Origin of the sequence: Pseudomonas putida, from assembly GCF_001941965.1 — a bacterium.
Lineage (GTDB): Bacteria > Pseudomonadota > Gammaproteobacteria > Pseudomonadales > Pseudomonadaceae > Aquipseudomonas > Aquipseudomonas putida_L.
This window is the reverse complement of record NZ_MKZO01000002.1, coordinates 146,611-163,724: the sequence shown is the minus strand read 5'-3', so window position 1 is coordinate 163,724 and position 17,114 is coordinate 146,611. Positions and strand designations below refer to the sequence as shown.

The following is a 17,114-nucleotide window of genomic DNA, read 5'->3' as shown; positions in this document are numbered from 1 at the left end:
CTGTGGGAGCTGGCTTGCCAGCGATAGGGCCCTCAAGCCAAATACAGATATATCAGGCAGTCGCTTTTTTCTGCCGAACACAAACCGGCCCCGCATTGCGCTCGATGTCTGCCTTCAGTTCAGACAGCAGCCCAAGCATGAACCCCATCTCTGCCACCACGAACAACGGCCCGACGATCAACCCGCTGACATCGTCGACGAACGCCGGCTTGCGCCCTTCGTAATAGTGGCCGACAAACTGGATCACCCAGCCGACGAAGAACAGCCCCAGCCCCGCGCCCAGCCACACCCCGGTGCTTTGCAGCGCCAGCGCCTTCCCGGCCCACAGGCACAACGCCAACAGGCCGGTCATCAGCAGCCCGAGGTTCAGGCTCAGCCGCAGGTAGAACCACATCGACGCCAGCGCCACCAGCAAGGCCGGTGACAGCCACAACCAGCCCAGCTCGATGCCCGGCCGTGACAACAGTACGGTCACCGCCACGACGATCATCGGGATCCCCACGAAGTGCGTGGCGATGTTGCGTGGATCACGGTGGTAGCTGGCATATTGACTCAAATGTTCAACGAGGTTTTTCATTGTTGTTCCTCCGTCAGGGATGACCCAGCATGCCCCGCGGATCCGTTCCAGTCTGTCGGGTGCCCGACAGAGTCGCTTTCGAGGCCCCGGATGAACGAAACCCACGCCTGGCGTGAACAACTGCAGCACGGTCATTGGTTCAGGCAGCTCTCGCCGGCCTTGCAGGACAGCCTGCTGGGGGCCGCTCGCCCGGTGAGCCTGGCCGCCGGCGAGCGCCTGTTCCAGCGCGGCGATGCGCCCTGCGGGATCTACGCCGTGCTATCCGGCGCGATCCGCATCGGGGCTGTGAGCGCCGAAGGCAAGGAGGCGCTGCTGACCCTGATCGAGGCGCCGCACTGGTTCGGCGAGATCTGCCTGTTCGACGGCCAGCCACGCACCCACGATGCCTATGCCGAAGGCGCGACCCGGCTGTTGCGCGTACCGCAGGCCACGTTGCAGAGCCTGCTGGATGAACATCCGCACTACTGGCGCGAGTTCGCCCTGCTGATGAGCCACAAGCTGCGCCTGGCCTTCGTCGCTCTCGAACAGCAAAGCCTGATGGGCGCCGCGCCGCGCGTGGCGTTCCGCCTGCTGCAGATGGCCGCCGGCTATGGCGAGGTGGATGGTGCGCGGCGGGTCCTGCAACTGTCCCAGGAGCAACTGGCGCTGATGCTGTCGCTGTCACGCCAGACCACCAACCAGATCCTCAAGAACCTGCAGCAGGAAGGCGCCGTGCGCCTCAGTTATGGCGAAATCGAGATCATCGACAGTGCCCGCCTCGAACAGCTAGCCAAGGGCTAGGGCTTCCTCTGCCGGCTGGCGATCGAGACTGACCAGCGTCTCGATCATCGCCCGTGCTGCCGGCGACAGGCGATAGCCGCTGCGGCTGACGATGCCGCAGCGGGCGTTCAGGCTTTCCGGGTTCAACGGCAGGTTGCGCCAGTGCAGTTCCACCAGTTCCCCCGCGGCGATCTCGTTGGCGAAGGCTTCTTCCGGGCCGATGCCGATGGCATTGCTGCCAAGTACTACCTTGAGCAGGGTCGGCAGGTGTTCGGTCTGCACCTGGGGCGAGAAGTCGGTCTTGCCGCTGAGGTTGGCCAGCAGCTTGCGCACGCCGGGGAGGATCTGCGGGGTGGCCAGCGGGTAGTCGAACAGGTCGTTGGTCGACAGGCTGTCCTTCTTCAGGAGCGGGTGGCCCGGGCGGCAGAAGAACAGGCCGCGACGAGGTTTCAGCGGCTGGGTCTGGAAATTCGGATCGGCCTCGAAATGGCGGATATCGGCGATAAAGAACTCGACGTCCTCGCGGTTCAGCGCGCGGCTGAGGTTTTCCCAGTTGTCCACGCGCAGGCGGGTCTGCACCTTCGGGTGGGCCTTGAGGAAGCGGGTGAGGGCGCGGGGCACAAGGTCGGCAGCGGGGGCGGGGCCGGCGCCGAAATGCAGTTCGCCCGCATCGAGCTTGGTCATGCGCAGCACGTCGTGGCTCAGCTGGTTGGCGCCCTGGACCAGGCGCAGGGCATGTTGCAGGACCATCTGGCCTTCGGGGGTGGGGCGCAGGTCCTTGTTGCCGCGGTCGACGAGGATGCAGCCGAATTCCTGTTCCAGGCCCTGGATGCTGCGGCTGAAGGCCGGCTGGGTGATGCCCATGGCCTCGGCGGCGCGGACGAAGCTGCGGTGGTCGTTGAGCGCTATGAAATAGCGCAGTTGGCGGAGATCCATGAACGTTACCGGTGGTGCGTAAAACCGGTGTTGTAAATGTAAGCGCTTATTTCGTCCAAGAATGAATTCTTGTCTGGTTAGCGCTATAGCGCATAAGAAAACGGGCGACGGCGAGAGAGGGCCGCCGCCGCCCCAAGGCTTAGAGAAGGCTGAACGGGTAGCTGATGATCAGGCGGTTCTCGTCGAAGGCGTTGGTGCTGTAGTCACGGCGCATGGTGGAGTTGCGCCATTTCATCGACAGGTTCTTCAAGGTGCCGGACTGGACCACGTAGGCCAGTTCCGATTCCCGTGCCCATTCCTTGCCGTCGTCGACGGTGGCGGTGTGCACGTTGTCGCCCTTGATGTAGCGGTTCATCAGGGTCAGGCCGGGCACGCCAAGGACGGCGAAGTTGTAGTCGTGTCGCACCTGCCAGGAGCGTTCCTTGGCGTTGTCGAAGCTGGAGTTGTAGCTGTCGTTGGCCAGGGTGCCGCCGCTGGTGCCGTTGACCCGCATCCACTGGTCGTCGCCGCTGACTTTCTGCAGGCCGACATAGAAGGTGTTGCCGCCGTACTTGGCCGACAGCAGCGCCGAGGCGGTGCGGTTGTCGAGGTCGCCGACGCGGGCCGCGCCGTCTTCCTTGCCGAGGAAGTAGCCGAGGTTGGCGCCCAGGGTCCAGTCGCCCAAGGGCTGGCTGTGCACCAAGTTGATGTATTGCTGCTGGTAGATGTCCTTCAGCTCGGCGTTCCACAGGCCGATCAGGGTGCGTTTTTCATTGAAGGTGAATTCACCACCGGCAAAGTTGAAGCGGTCCGAGGTGGCGGCGCCTTTGCCGTTCATGAACATGTCTTCCATGCTCGCGTCGTTGCGCGGGCTATTGCCGCGGAACTGGCCGGCGTACAGGGTCAGGCCGTCGATTTCCTGGGAGGTGACCTGGCCACCGCGGAAGGTCTGCGGCAGCGAGCGACCGTCGTCGGAACGCAGGATCGGCAGGACCGGCATCCACTCGCCGACCTTCAGTTCGGTCTTGGAGATCTTCGCCTTCAGGGCCACGCCGAGGCGGCCGAAATCGTCGGCCGGGCGGCCGTCGTCATGCACCGGCAGCAGGTGGGTACCGGCAGTGCCCTTGCCGCCATCGAGCTTGACCGAGTACAGGCCGAGGACGTCCACGCCGAAGCCGACGGTGCCCTGGGTGAAGCCGGATTTGGCGTCGAGGATGAAACTCTGGGTCCACTCTTCGGCCTTGCCCTGGGCGTTGGCCGGGTCGACGAAGTTGCGGTTGATATAGAAGTTGCGCAGGTTGAGGTTGGCCTTGGCGTCCTCGAGGAAACCGCTTTCGGCGGCCATGGCGGGGAGGGCGCAGGTCATTGCGATAAAGCCGGGAAGCAGGTGTCGTGCTTTGTGCGGAGTGTTCTTCATCGATGTATCTCTTGTTTTTATGTAAGCCGAAACCATCCGCTGCGACTGGAAAGAGGCGCAGGCCGGGTTGCGTGCTTTTGGGGTGTGCTTGGGGACAAGCGGCAGGGAGATGGTGCTGTGCGGGGCGGGGGTGAATCAATTCGTTACAGGCGGTATTGGGCGATAATCGAACACTAACTGAATGGTTAGTTTTATTTCTTCAGGAAATCTTCTGTGGATTCGAGGGCCTCATCGCTGGCAAGCCAGCTCCCACAGGTCCGGCGGTGCACGCGATCCCTGTGGGAGCTGGCTTGCCAGCGATGAGGCCCTAAAGTGAACACCAATAAAAAAGCCCACCTGGGAGGTGGGCTCTTGTTCACAGCGCTACAGCATCAACGCGAAGCCTGGGCATCACCGGTCTTTTCATACCAGCCACCACCCAGCGCCTTGTACAGGTTCACCTCACTGACCAACTGCGACAACCGGTCGGTGATCAGCGACTGCTGGGCACTGAACAGGTTGCGCTGGGCGTCGAGGAACACCAGGTTGCTGTCGACACCAATGCGGTAGCGACGCTCGGCCAGGCGGTAGTAGTCCTGGTTGGCGGCGACCAGATCGCGCTGGGCCTGCAACTGTTCGTTGTAGGTCTGGCGTGCGGCGAGGCCATCGGAGACTTCCTGGAAGGCGGTCTGGATGGTCTTTTCGTACTTGGCGACGTTGATGTCTTTCTGGATCTTGGAGTAATCCAGGCTGGCCTTCAGCGCGCCGGCATTGAAGATCGGCAGGCTGATCGACGGCTGGAACAGCCAGGTCCCCGAACCACCCTTGAACAGACCGTCCATGTCCGGGCTCAAGGTCCCGGCATTGGCGGTCAGGCTGATGCGCGGGAAGAACGCCGCACGGGCCGCGCCGATATTGGCGTTGGCCGCTTTCAGCAGGTGCTCGGCTTCCATGATGTCCGGACGCCGGGTCAACAGGTCCGACGGCAGGCCGGCGGGCATTTCCGAGAGCAGTTCGCTGTCCAGCGCCTTGGCCGCCGGCAGGTTCACCGGCAGGCCGGCACCGACCAGCAGGGTCAGGCTGTTCAGATCCTGGGCCACCTGGCGCTGGTACTGCGCCAGCCTGACCCGCGCGCCTTCGACGGCGGTGCGCGACTGGCTCAGGTCGAGGGCCGAAGACACGCCGACATCGGCGCTGCGCTGGGTCAGCTTGAAGCTTTCCTCGTAGGTCTTCAGGGTTTCTTCGGTCAGCTTCAGCAGGGCCTGGTCGGCCTGCCAGGTGAACCAGGCGTTGGCTACGCTGGCCACCAGGGCAATCTGCGTCGAACGGCGCGCTTCTTCACTGGACAGGTAGGTTTCCAGGGCCTGCTCGCTGAGGCTGCGCACCCGGCCGAACAGGTCCAGCTCGTAGGCGCTGACGCCCACGGTGGCCGAGTACTGGCTGGTGATACCGGAGCGGCCGGTCTGCGACATGTCCGCCGGAACCCGCTGGCGCGAACCGCTGGCGTCGGCCGTCACCGCCGGGAACAGGTCGGCACGCTGGATGCGGTACTGCGCACGGTAGGCGTCGATGTTCAGCGCCGCGACACGCAGGTCGCGGTTGTTTTCCAGCGAGCTCTGGATCAGTTGCTGCAGCGCCGGGTCATGGAAGAACTGGCGCCAGCCCTGTTCGGCCGCAGCGACCTGCGCCGACTCGGTCGGCGAGTACGCCGGGCCGGCCGGCCACTGGGCCGCCACCGGCGACTCAGGGGTCTTGTACTCGGGGATCAGCGAGCAACCGCTCAGGATGAACGCGGTCACCGCCAGGGACATCAAGGACTTGGTCATTGCCCAGCCTCATAACGTGGAGTTTCAGGTGTGGCGTCTTCGTCCGGCTTCTTGCTGCCGAACCACGACGACACGCTTACGAAGAACAGCGGTACCCAGAAGATGGCCAGGATGGTCGCGGTCAGCATGCCGCCGATCACCCCGGTACCGATGGCGTGCTGGCTGCCCGAGCCCGCGCCGGTAGCGATGGCCAACGGTACCACGCCGAGGATGAACGCCAGCGAGGTCATGATGATCGGGCGCAGACGCATGCGGCAGGCCTCGATGGCCGCGTCGATCAGGCTGCGCCCCTGCTCGTGCAGTTCCTTGGCGAACTCGACGATCAGGATGGCGTTCTTCGCCGCCAGGCCGATCGTGGTCAACAGCCCCACCTGGAAGTACACGTCGTTGGACAGCCCGCGCAGGCTGGTGGCCAGCAGCGCACCGATGATCCCCAGCGGTACCACCAGCATGACCGCGATCGGAATCGACCAGCTTTCATACAGCGCCGCCAGGCAGAGGAACACCATCAGCAGCGACAGGGCGTACAGCGCCGGTGCCTGGGAGCCCGACAGGCGCTCCTCGTAGGACAGGCCGGTCCAGGAGTAACCGATACCCGACGGCAGTTGCGCGATCAGGCGCTCGACCTCGGCCATGGCTTCACCGGTACTGTAGCCGGGGGCCGGGGCACCGAGGATTTCCACCGCTTCGACGCCGTTGTAGCGCGACAGCTTGGGCGAACCGTAGATCCACTCGCCATGGGCGAAGGAGGAGAACGGCACCATCTCGCCGGCGGCGTTGCGCACGTACCACTTCTGCAGGTCTTCCGGGCTCATCCGCGACGAGGCTTCGCCCTGGATGTAGACCTTCTTGACCCGGCCACGGTCGATGAAGTCGTTGACGTAGCTGGCACCCAGGGCAATCGACAGGGTGTTGTTGATATCGGCGATGGTCACGCCCAGGGCACTGGCGCGCTCGTCGTCGACGGTCAACTGGTACTGCGGCTCGTCGTTCAGGCCGTTCGGACGGACTGCCGAGAGGATCTTGCTCTGCGCCGCCAGGCCGAGGAACTGGTTGCGCGCTTCCATCAGCTTGTTGTGGCCGACGCCGGCACGGTCCTGCAGGAACACGTCGAAACCGGTGGCGTTACCCAGTTCCAGTACCGCAGGCGGGGCGAAGGCGAACACCATGGCGTCGCGGAAGCTGAAGAAGTGCTGCTGGGCCCGCGCTGCCAGGTTGAACACGCTGTTCTCGGCGGAACGCTCGCCCCACGGCTTGAGCATGATGAACGCCATGCCCGAGCTCTGGCCACGGCCGGCGAAGTTGAAGCCGGTCACGGTGAACACGGAGGCCACGGTGTCGGCTTCCTTGTCCAGCAGGTACTCGCGCATCTGGTCGACCACCACCTGGGTGCGCTCGGCACTGGAGCCGGCCGGGGTCTGCACCTGGGCGAACAGAACGCCCTGGTCTTCCTCGGGCAGGAACGCGGTCGGGATGCGGGTGAACAGCCAGATCATGCCGACCACGATCAGCAGGTACGCCAGCAGGTACGGGGCCTTGTGCCGCAGCATATTGCCCACGCCACGCTCGTAGCTCTGCACGCTGCGATCGAAGTTGCGGTTGAACCAGCCGAAGAAGCCACCCTTGGCGGTGTGGTGCTCGCCTTTCTTGAGCGGCTTGAGCATGGTCGCGCACAGGGCCGGGGTGAAGATCAGCGCTACCAGCACCGACAGGGCCATGGCCGAGACGATGGTGATGGAGAACTGCTTGTAGATCACCCCCGTGGAGCCGCCGAAGAAGGCCATCGGCAGGAGTACCGCCGAGAGCACCAGGGCGATACCGACCAGGGCACCCTGGATCTGGCCCATGGATTTCCTGGTCGCTTCCTTCGGTGAGAGTCCCTCTTCGGACATCACCCGCTCGACGTTTTCCACCACGACGATGGCGTCGTCCACTAACAGACCGATGGCCAGGACCATGCCGAACATGGTCAGGGTGTTGATGCTGAAGCCGAATGCCGCAAGGATGCCGAAGGTACCCAGCAATACCACCGGCACGGTCATGGTGGTGATCACCGTGGCGCGGAAGTTCTGCAGGAACAGGTACATCACCAGGAACACCAGGACGATCGCTTCGATCAGGGTGTGGATTACACCGCTGATGGACTCGGTCACCACCGGGGTGGTGTCGTACGGGAACACCGCTTTCATGCCAGGCGGGAAGAACGGCTCCAGGTCGGAGATGGTCTTGCGCAGGGCCTTGGCGGTATCCAGGGCGTTGGCGCCGGTGGCCAGTTTCACGGCCAGGCCGGAAGCCGGCTTGCCGTTGAACTGGGCGCTGACCGCGTAGTTTTCACCGCCCAGGCCGACCCGGGCGACATCGCCCAGGCGTACTTGCGAACCGTCCTGGTTGACCTTGAGCAGGATCTTCTCGAACTGCTCGGCGGTCTGCAGGCGGGTCTTGCCGATGATGGTAGCGTTCAGTTGCTGGCCGGGCAGGGCAGGCAGGCCGCCGAGCTGGCCGGAAGACACCTGGACGTTCTGCGCGGCAACCGCGGTTTTCACGTCGACCGGGGTCAGCTGGAATTTGTTCAGCTTGGCCGGGTCGAGCCAGATGCGCATCGCGTACTGGGCACCGAAGACCTGGAAGTCACCGACACCGGCGGTGCGCGAGATCGGGTCCTGCATGTTGGAGACGATGTAGTTGGCCAGGTCGTCCTTGGTCATGCTGCCGTCTTCCGACACCAGGCCGATCACCAGCAGGAAGTTCTTCACCGCCTTGGTCACGCGGATACCCTGCTGCTGCACTTCTTGCGGCAGCAGCGGGGTGGCCAGGTTCAGCTTGTTCTGCACCTGGACCTGCGCGGTGTCAGGGTTGGTACCCTGCTCGAAGGTCGCGGTAATGGTCATGCTGCCGTCGGAGTTACTTTCCGACGACACATAGCGCAGGTTGTCGATACCGTTGAGCTGCTGCTCGATCACCTGGACCACGGTGTCCTGCACGGTCTGCGCCGAGGCGCCCGGGTAGGTCACGGCAATCGCGATCGCCGGCGGGGCGATGCTCGGGTACTGGTTGATCGGCAACTTGAGGATCGACAACGCCCCGACCAGCATGATCACCAGGGCGATCACCCAGGCGAAGATCGGGCGATCGATAAAGAATCTCGACATGGTTTACTCCCCTTTGGCCCCTGCGCTCGCGGCACTGGCCTGGGTTGGCTGGGCAGGCTTGACGTTGGTCGCTTCGCTGACCTTCACCTCGACGCCTGGCTTGACGTACTGCAGGCCTTCGGTGATCAGACGGTCACCGGCATTCAGGCCTTCCTCGATCAGCCAATCGTTGCCAACTGTGCGGCTGGCCTTGAGCTGGCGCAGTTCCACCTTGTTGTCCTTGTCCACCACCAGGGCGGTGGCCTGGCCCTTGAGGTCGCGGGTCACGCCTTGTTGCGGGGCGAGGATCGCGGTCTCGTTGACGCCGTTGTTCAGGCGGGCGTGGACGAACATGCCGGGCAGCAGGTTGTGTTCGGGGTTGGGGAATACGGCACGCAGGGTGACGGAACCGGTGGTTTCATCGACCGACACTTCCGAGAATTCCAGACGGCCTTTCTGAGCGTAGTTGCTGCCATCTTCCAGCTTCAGGCTGACTTCGGCGGCGTTGTCGCCAACCTTCTTCAGCTTGCCGCTCTCCAGCTCGCGACGCAGCTTGAGCAGCTCGGCGGAGGACTGGGTGACGTCGACGTAGATCGGGTCGAGCTGCTGGATGGTCGCCATGGCGGTGGCCTGGCCGTTGCTGACCAGGGCGCCTTCGGTGACCGCGGAACGGCCGATACGGCCGCTGATCGGGGCGAGGACCTTGGTGTAGCGCAGGTCGATCTGTGCGCTCTTCAGCGTGGCTTCGGCCTGCAAACGTTTGGCCTGGGCGTCGTCGTATTCCTGGCGGCTGACGGCTTGCTCGTTGACCAGTTGCTTGTAGCGGTCGGACAGCGAGCGGGTCGATTGCAGATTGGCCTGGGCGCTGGCCAGGGTCGCTTCATAGACCGACGGGTCGATCTGATAGAGCTGCTGGCCTTCCTTGACCTCGGAGCCTTCCTTGAACAGGCGCTTGAGGATGATGCCGTTGACCTGTGGACGCACTTCCGCCACCCGGTACGCGATGGTGCGACCCGGCAGATCGGAAACGAGGGTGTAGGCCTGGGGCTGGAGGGTCACGACGCCGACCTGAGGAGCCTGCGCCACGGGCGCCGCCTCTTCCTTTTTACAGCCGCTGAGCAGTGTTGCCAGGGCGACGGCGGAAACCAGAGCGGTAACAGCTGGCTTGAGTTGCATGAAGATCCTCGGGTCAGAAAGAGCTGAAGACGCTCAAGAGTAAAGGAAAACGGATTAAGGAAAATTAACAGGTCCGGCTAGATAAGTAGCATGCTAAGGAATATACTTACATTCATGCTTGTTTGTAAATACCCGCTACCTTGTAAAAAGCACGCTGCAAGGCGCGAAACCAGAACTCCCGGAAGGCGACCTGACCCAGGCCGCCGCCGCTCAGAACCCGGTCACCCGACGCAGGCGACCGGCTCCTTGATGAGGTTGTACTGCCATGGTCCGTCGAACCAAAGAGGAAGCACAGGAAACCCGTAACCAGATTCTCGAAGCTGCGGAAAAGGCCTTCTATAAGCGAGGGATCGCCCGTACCACGCTGGCGGATATCGCCGAGCTGGCCGGGGTGACCCGGGGCGCCATCTACTGGCATTTCGATAACAAGGCCGAACTGGTCGAGGCCCTGCTCGACAGCATGCAGGAGCCGCTGGATGCCCTGGCCCGTGCCAGCGAAAGCGAGGAAGAGCCCGACCCGCTGGGCTGCATGCGCAAACTGCTGGTGCAACTGATGCACCAGATGGCCAGTGACCCGAAAACCCGGCGCATCAACGAAATTCTTCATCACAAGTGCGAATTCACCGATGAAATGTGCGAGATCCGCGTCCAGCGGCAGACCGCGACCATCGATTGCCATGAGCGCATCACCCGTACCCTGAGCAACGCCATCAATCGCGGGCAACTGCCGGCGGATACCGATCCGCAGCGGGCGGCGCTGGCGATGTTCGCTTACATCGACGGTCTGATCCGGCGCTGGCTGCTGCTGCCGGACAGCTTCGACCTGCTCGGTGATGCCGAGCGCTGGATCGATGCGGGGCTGGACATGCTGCGCTTGAGCCCCTCCCTGCGCAATTGAGGTTTTGTGAGCATTTGTGAATCTTTGTATTTGCAGATTCGATTGGTAGTGTAGGACGCCGGCCTGAGTCACACTCAGACCGGCGTCATTATTATGTAGGCTCAGGTCCATCTGGATACTTAGCTGGCTAATTAAATTTTCTTCATCGAGTCCGGACATGACCGCGCAGACCCCGACAATGAAAGGCGCCGATCAACCACTGCGGGGGATCGCCCTGATCTGTCTGGCGGTGCTGCTGTTCGCCAGCCACGACGCCCTGTCCAAATACCTGTCGGGGTTCTACGCCATCGTCATGGTGGTATGGGCGCGCTATGTGGTGCACACCTTGCTGATGCTGGTGGTCTTCGTGCCACGCACCGGGCTCTCGGCCATCGTCCGCACCCGCAGGCCGCTGTTGCAACTGGCCCGGGCGCTGTGCCTGATCGGCACCAGCCTGCTGTTTACCACCGGGTTGCGCTATATCCCGCTGGCCGAGGCCACGGCGGTCAACTTCCTCGCGCCCTTGCTGGTGACCGCGTTGTCGGTGCCGCTGCTCGGCGAGCGGGTCACGCGGGGGCAATGGCTGGCAGTGACGGCGGGCTTTATCGGCGTGCTGATCGTGATCCGCCCGGGCGGTGCGCTGTTCACCCCGGCGATCCTCCTGCCGCTGGGCTCGGCCTTCTGCTTCGGCTGCTACCAGTTGCTCACCCGCAAGCTCAGCGCCACCGACAGCCCGACCACCAGCAACTTCCTCACCGGCATCTTCAACAGCCTGATCATGACCGCCCTGGTGCCGTTCTTCTGGACCCTGCCGAGCTTCACCCATGGCCTGTTCATGGTCGGCCTGGGCACCTGCGGCATGCTCGGCCACCTGCTCCTGACTTCGGCGTTCAAGCACGCGGCGCCAGCCATGCTGGCGCCGTTCAGTTATGGACAGATCCTCTTCGCCGGGATGTTCGGCTACCTGATCTTCGACCACGCACCGGATATCTACGGCGTGGTCGGCATCTCCATCATCTGCCTCAGCGGCCTGGCCGTGGCCTGGGTGCAGCGCCGGCGCTGATCAGTGCCCGCGCAGTTCGCGGTTGGGCAGGGCCAGGGCGGCGGCCAGGCCCAGCAGCGAAATCGAAGCGCTGCCCAACAGCAGGTTGCGGAAGGTCACCGACAGTTCGGCCTGAACCTGCAGACTCGCTTCGCCCGTCCGCAGACTGCCCAGCAATGCCTCACCTGCCAGCGCATAACCACCGTCCTGCAGCATCGCCAGCAGCAAGGCCGACATCAGCGCCACGCCCATCGCGCCGCCGAGTGAGCGGAACAGGTTGGTGGTGCTGGTGGCGACGCCGATGTCCTGCGGCTGCACCGAACTCTGTGCGGCCACCAGCGAGGTCGGGAACTGGGTACCGCCGGCGATACCGGTCAGCAACATGAAGAAGCCGCTGAGGAAGGTGGCGGAGGGCGGGCTGAAGGCCATGCCGATGATCGACAGTGGCATCAGCACGCTGCCGAACAGGATCTGCGGCTTGAAGCGCCCGGTCAGGTTGGTCAGGCGCCCGGCGCAATAGGCACCGATCGGCAGGCCCATGGCCAGTGGCAGCAGGTGCAGCGCCGCGCTGTCGGCCCCGGCGCCGGTGATGCTCTGGTAGCGCAGGGGCATCAGCATGGTCAGGGAGATGGCCTGGAAGCTGGTGAAGAAGATCGCGCACCAGCACAGCACCGCCACCCGGTTGCGGAACAGCTTCAGCGGCAGCAACGGTTCGGGGGCACGGCGTTCATAAAGGACGAACAGGACCAGGCCGAACAGCGCCGCGCCCATCAAGGCCAGCACCGATTCGCTGTGCCAGGCATGGCCCTGGCCGATCAGGGTGATGGCCAGCAGCAGGCTGGTCAGGCCGAGGATCAGCAGCAGGGCGCCGGGGTAATCCACCTTCGCCGCCCGTTGTGGCGTGGCCAGGCCGCGCAGGCTGTTGCGCGTCACCCACCAGGCGACCAGGCCCAGCGGCAGGTTCAGCCAGAACACCCAGCGCCACGACAGGTACTCGGTCAGCAAGCCGCCGAGCACCGGCCCGATCACGCTGGCGGCGGCGTACATGCTGCTGAAATAGCCCTGGTAGCGCCCGCGTTCCCGGGGTGGCACCAGGTCGCCGAGGATCGCCTGGCTCACCGAGACCATGCCGCCGGCGCCGATGCCTTGGATCACCCGGGCCAGCACCAGTTGCTCCATGTTCTGGGCCAGGGCGCAGAACACCGAGGCCAGGGTGAAGATCGCCGTGCCGCTGAGGATCATCCGCCGGCGGCCGTAGAGGTCGCCGAGCTTGCCGTAGATCGGCGTGGCCACGGTCATCGCCACCATGTAGCCGGAGATCACCCAGGCCAGCAGGCCGACATCGTTGAACTGCGCGGAGATCGCCGGCATGGACACGGCGATGATGGTCTGGTCGAGGGCACCGAGGAAAATCGCCAGCATCAGGGCGACGAGCACGGTGCGGATGGCGGGTTGCGGGAGGGCGTTGGGTAGGGTCACGGTGGGGCTCGGATGTTTTTCAAACGAGTTTAACCGATAGCTTGCTAAGCGTCTTCACGGGCCTCATCGCTGGCAAGCCAGCTCCCACAGTGTCCGCGGCGCTGCAGAACCCTGTGGGAGCTGGCTTGCCAGCGATGAGGCCGGTACAGGCAACCTTTATCTCAAGGCACTAAGCGTCGCCGTATGCGGCACACAATGAACCAGCGAACAACTCGCTGCCGACCAGGGCTGGTTCCTTGCCTGCTCGACCCGCCAGGCAGCTGTCGCATAAAGCCCCATGACCGCAACGATGGCGAAGACGACCGCGCATTTCCTGGATTTGACACCCATGATGCTGACCTCCCGCAACCGATACATCCTGCTACAAGCTTAGTCCACCTACGGCAGGTCGCGATCCCATTCCGGCGGATCGGTAAAACGTTCGGCCAGGAAATCCAGCATGCTGCGCAAGGTCGCCGGCATGTGCTTGCGCGAGGTGTACACGGCATTCAGGTTCAGGGTCCTGGGCCTGGCCTGGGGCAGCAAGCGCACCAGCTCGCCACTGCGCAACGGCCGGTGCGCCAGGTAGGTCGGCAGCATGGCGATGCCGGTGCCGGCCAGGGCCGCCTGTTGCAGGGTCAGGGCTTCGTTGGCGCTGATATTGCCGTGGATCGGCACCGACACGCTTTCCCCGTCCACCTCGAAATGCCAGAGGCTATGGCCGAAATAGGAGTGGGTCAGGCAGTTGTGCCGGCTCAGGTCCTGTACCACCTGCGGCGTCGGGTGCGCGCGCAGGTAGGCTGGCGAGGCGCAGATCACCGAGTGGCACACGCTCAGGCGCCGGGCGATCAGGTTGGGATCGATATCGTTGCTGGTGCGGATCGCCAGGTCGATGCGCTCGTCCACCAGGTTGACGGTGCGGTCGAGCATCTGCAGGTCCACCTTCACCTGCGGATAGCGCAGGACGTACTCGGTGATCGCCTCCAGCAACTGCGCCTGGCCGAACGAGGTACTCACACTGATGCGCAGCTCGCCCCGCGGCGCCTGGTCCGGGGTGGTCACGGCGGCCTGCAGGTCGCCGGCCAGTTCCAGCATCTGCCGGCAGCGCGGCAGGGTTTCCTTGCCGGCGGCGGTCAGGCTCAGCTTGCGCGTGGTGCGCTGCATCAGGCGGGCGCCGACCCAGTTCTCCAGATCGGCCAGATAACGCGACACGACCGGGCGCGACAGGTCCAGATGATCGGCAGCGGCCGACTGGCTGCCGAGATCGACAACGGTGACGAAGACCCGCATGGCGGTCAGACGGTCCATGGATATGTCCGGTTTCAGAAACAAACTATGGCCAAGAATCGCATTTTTTGCGTCGGATCGCGCAACTAAGCTGTGGAGCATTCGTCTTCCACAGGATTCAGCCGATGCGCCGCCTCTTTCTCGCTTTCATCGCACCGCTCTGCTTCAACACCGCCATGGCCGCCGATGCGCCGCTGCAACTGACGGGCTACAACCCTGGCACCGAGGCGATCTTCCCGGTCAGTTCGGTGATCGTCAGCGGCAAGCACGATGCCATCCTGGTCGATGCCCAGTTCGGCAAGGCCCAGGCGCAGCAGTTGGTCGACAAGCTCAAGGCCAGTGGCAAGCACCTCACCACTATCTATATCAGCCACGGTGATCCGGACTACTACTTCGGCCTCGACACCCTGCTGCGGGCATACCCGGATGTGAAGGTGGTGGCCACCGCACCGACTGTCGCGCATATCAAGCAGACCATGGACGCCAAGCTCGCCTACTGGGGCCCGCAGATGGGCGCCGACCAGCCACAGCGCCTGGTCCTGCCACAGGTGCTGGAAGGCGAACACCTGACCCTCGAAGGCCAGGCCTTGCAGATCGTCGGCCTCGACGGCCCGCAGCCGGACCGCACCTTCGTCTGGATTCCATCGATCAAGGCCGTGGTCGGCGGGATCCTGGTTTCGGAAAACCAGCATGTATGGATGGCCGACACCCAGGGCAAGCAGTCCCGTGCCGACTGGCTGGTGGGCCTGAAGCGTATCGAAGACCTCAAGCCGGCCACCGTGATTCCCGGCCACACCCTCGGCACGGCCAGTGGCTCGCTGGCGGCGGTGCGCTTTACTGCTGACTACATCCGCGCCTTCGATCAGGAAAGTGCCCGTGCTGCCAACTCGGCCGAACTGATCGCGGCGATGAAAAAGCGTTACCCGGGCCTGGCCGACGAAAGCTCCCTGGAGCTCGGCGCCAAGGTCGACAAGGGCGAAATGAAATGGTGAGTCGTTCAATTCCTATCGGAGGTTTGTCATGAGCAAGATCGCAATCATCGGGGCTACCGGCCGTGCTGGCAGCCAGTTGCTGGAAGAAGCCCTGCGTCGTGGGCACAGCGTGACCGCCATCGCCCGGGATCCGGCGAAGTTGCAGGGGCGGGCCGGGGTGGCGCCGGTGGCGCTGGATATCAAGGATGGCGCTGCGCTGGCCAAGGCTCTGGCGGGGCACGATGTGGTCCTGAGTGCTGCGCATTTCTCCGGGATTCCGGCGCAGACCCTGCTGGACCCGGCCAAGCAGGCCGGGGTCCAGCGTGTGCTGGTGGTGGGCGGTGCGGGCAGCCTGCTGCTGCCGGACGACTCGCGGGTGATCGACAGCCCGGACTTCCCCGAGGCGTACAAGGCCGAGGCCAGTGCTGGCGCTGCTTACCTTGATGCTTTGAAGCAGGAGAAAGAACTGGACTGGACCTTCCTTTCGCCGTCGGCTGAATTTGTCGAAGGGCCGCGCACCGGGTCGTACAAGCTGGGCAAGGATCATCTGCTGATCGCTGCCGATGGCAAGAGCTGGATCACCTTTGCCGATTATGCGATCGCCTTGCTGGATGAGGTTGAGCAGCCGAAGCATTCGCGGCAGCGGTTCACTGTGGGTTATTGATTGACCTTTCGGGCCCTATCGCTGGCAAGCCAGCTCCCACAGGTTCAGCGGTGCACGCGGACCCTGTGGGAGCTGGCTTGCCAGCGATGAGGCCCGAAAGATCACCGCCTACTGGCCTGCTCCCCCAACCATTCAACCAGCTCCACCAACCCCGGCGCCGCCATCTTCCCGGGCCTCGCCAGGTAATACCCCTTCCCCGTAGCCACCCTCAACCCAAACGGCATCACCAACCTGCCGGTCACCAGATCATCCCCGATCAACGCCCAGTCCCCGATCGCCACTCCGGTCCCTTGCGAGGCCATGGCCATCGCCATATCCAGCGTCTCGAAATGCTGGCGCCGGCCCTGAATCTCCAGCCCGCTCCCGGCCGCCTCCAGCCAGGTCCGCCAGTCCCGCTCGTCCCGGGCCGGATGCAGGAGCATATGCCCGGCCAGATCCGCCACCTCGCGCAACGCCACCTTGCCGGCCAGCAACTGCGGCGAACACACTGGCGTCAGTTGCTCATCGAACAGTTTCAGCGCCTCACCTTCCGGCTCGGCGCCGTACACCACCGCCGCGTCGAAACCTTCACGACGAAAATCCACGCCATGCTGGATGGTCGTGGTCAGTTCCACCGGCACATCCGGGCGCAGCGCCTGCCACTCCATCAGCCGTGGCAGCAACCAGCGCATCACGCAGGTCGGCGCCTTCAACTGCAAGGTGCTGCGGGGTGCACCGATCTGCTGCACGCCATCCTCAATCAGGCCGAACACCTGCTGCACCCGTGGCAGCCATTCCTGGCCCTCAGGGGTCAGGCTCAGGCCCCGGGCCTGGCGGATGAACAGCGGATAACCGAGATGCTCTTCCAGCCCGGCGATCTGCCGGCTCACCGCACCCTGGGTCAGGTGCAACTGCTGGGCGGCACGGGTGAAATTGCAGCACTGGGCGGTAATCAGGAAGGTATGCAGGGCGGGCAGGGCCGGAAGTCGTTTCATCGGGATAAGCCATGAGCTGGGTGCATGGCTAGTATGAGGAACTTTGCCTTGTGCCGGTAGCCAC

Annotated in this window: 14 protein-coding genes; 5 read left to right on the top strand and 9 right to left on the bottom strand. The window is 64.0% G+C overall.

What is annotated here, in order from left to right; genetic code table 11:
* Positions 1-52: 52 nt before the first annotated feature.
* Positions 53-577 (bottom strand): Mpo1 family 2-hydroxy fatty acid dioxygenase, encoded by a 525-nt coding sequence (locus PSEMO_RS01570; protein ID WP_075801430.1) that lies wholly within the window; start codon positions 575-577, stop codon positions 53-55.
* A 90-nt stretch (positions 578-667) separates the two neighbouring features.
* Here PSEMO_RS01570 and PSEMO_RS01565 point away from each other — a divergent pair, with 90 nt between their 5' ends.
* Entirely contained in the window at positions 668-1,357 is a 690-nt protein-coding gene (locus PSEMO_RS01565; protein WP_075801429.1) for a Crp/Fnr family transcriptional regulator, read from the top strand.
* On the opposite strand, the gene PSEMO_RS01560 is transcribed toward PSEMO_RS01565, so the two are convergent.
* The 5 genes from PSEMO_RS01560 to PSEMO_RS01540 form a co-directional block, all read right to left on the bottom strand.
* Positions 1,343-2,272: a LysR family transcriptional regulator gene (locus PSEMO_RS01560; protein WP_075801428.1), complete on the bottom strand. Its 930-nt coding sequence runs from the start codon at positions 2,270-2,272 to the stop codon at positions 1,343-1,345. The two genes, PSEMO_RS01565 and PSEMO_RS01560, sit on opposite strands and share 15 nt — an antisense overlap.
* Before the next feature lie 139 nt (positions 2,273-2,411).
* Positions 2,412-3,617, bottom strand: coding sequence for an OprD family porin (locus PSEMO_RS01555; protein ID WP_372239088.1), 1,206 nt, complete (start codon positions 3,615-3,617; stop codon positions 2,412-2,414).
* Positions 3,618-4,039: 422 nt separating this feature from the next.
* A complete protein-coding gene (locus PSEMO_RS01550; protein WP_075801426.1) occupies positions 4,040-5,473 on the bottom strand; it encodes an AdeC/AdeK/OprM family multidrug efflux complex outer membrane factor in 1,434 nt (477 codons plus the stop codon).
* Positions 5,470-8,622 carry a multidrug efflux RND transporter permease subunit TtgB gene (ttgB, locus tag PSEMO_RS01545; RefSeq protein WP_075801425.1) on the bottom strand — a complete coding sequence of 1,051 codons (3,153 nt, stop codon included), beginning with the start codon at positions 8,620-8,622 and terminating at the stop codon, positions 5,470-5,472. Before ttgB ends, PSEMO_RS01550 begins: the two co-directional genes overlap by 4 nt.
* 3 nt (positions 8,623-8,625) lie before the next feature.
* A complete protein-coding gene (locus tag PSEMO_RS01540) occupies positions 8,626-9,777 on the bottom strand; it encodes an efflux RND transporter periplasmic adaptor subunit (RefSeq protein WP_075801424.1) in 1,152 nt (383 codons plus the stop codon).
* A 265-nt stretch (positions 9,778-10,042) separates the two neighbouring features.
* Here PSEMO_RS01540 and PSEMO_RS01535 point away from each other — a divergent pair, with 265 nt between their 5' ends.
* Positions 10,043-10,675 carry a TetR family transcriptional regulator gene (locus PSEMO_RS01535; RefSeq protein WP_075801423.1) on the top strand — a complete coding sequence of 211 codons (633 nt, stop codon included), beginning with the start codon at positions 10,043-10,045 and terminating at the stop codon, positions 10,673-10,675.
* Positions 10,676-10,832: 157 nt separating this feature from the next.
* The gene (locus tag PSEMO_RS01530; protein ID WP_075801422.1) at positions 10,833-11,717 is read left to right on the top strand and encodes a DMT family transporter; all 885 of its coding nucleotides are present in this window, start codon (positions 10,833-10,835) and stop codon (positions 11,715-11,717) included.
* On the opposite strand, the gene PSEMO_RS01525 is transcribed toward PSEMO_RS01530, so the two are convergent.
* Together PSEMO_RS01525 and PSEMO_RS01515 are read right to left on the bottom strand one after the other, a co-directional pair.
* Positions 11,718-13,118, bottom strand: a complete 1,401-nt coding sequence (locus PSEMO_RS01525) for an MDR family MFS transporter (RefSeq protein ID WP_075801442.1) — start codon at positions 13,116-13,118, stop codon at positions 11,718-11,720.
* Positions 13,119-13,553: 435 nt separating this feature from the next.
* Positions 13,554-14,462, bottom strand: coding sequence for a LysR family transcriptional regulator (locus tag PSEMO_RS01515; protein ID WP_075801420.1), 909 nt, complete (start codon positions 14,460-14,462; stop codon positions 13,554-13,556).
* A 104-nt stretch (positions 14,463-14,566) separates the two neighbouring features.
* Between PSEMO_RS01515 and PSEMO_RS01510 the strand changes: the two genes are divergently transcribed.
* Positions 14,567-15,433, top strand: coding sequence for an MBL fold metallo-hydrolase (locus tag PSEMO_RS01510; protein WP_075801419.1), 867 nt, complete (start codon positions 14,567-14,569; stop codon positions 15,431-15,433).
* Between the two features lie 28 nt (positions 15,434-15,461).
* A complete protein-coding gene (locus PSEMO_RS01505; protein WP_075801418.1) occupies positions 15,462-16,076 on the top strand; it encodes an NAD(P)-dependent oxidoreductase in 615 nt (204 codons plus the stop codon).
* 101 nt (positions 16,077-16,177) lie between these two features.
* On the opposite strand, the gene PSEMO_RS01500 is transcribed toward PSEMO_RS01505, so the two are convergent.
* Complete coding sequence (locus tag PSEMO_RS01500) at positions 16,178-17,050, bottom strand: LysR substrate-binding domain-containing protein (protein ID WP_075801417.1); 873 nt, start codon at positions 17,048-17,050, stop codon at positions 16,178-16,180.
* Between the last annotated feature and the right edge of the window lie 64 nt (positions 17,051-17,114).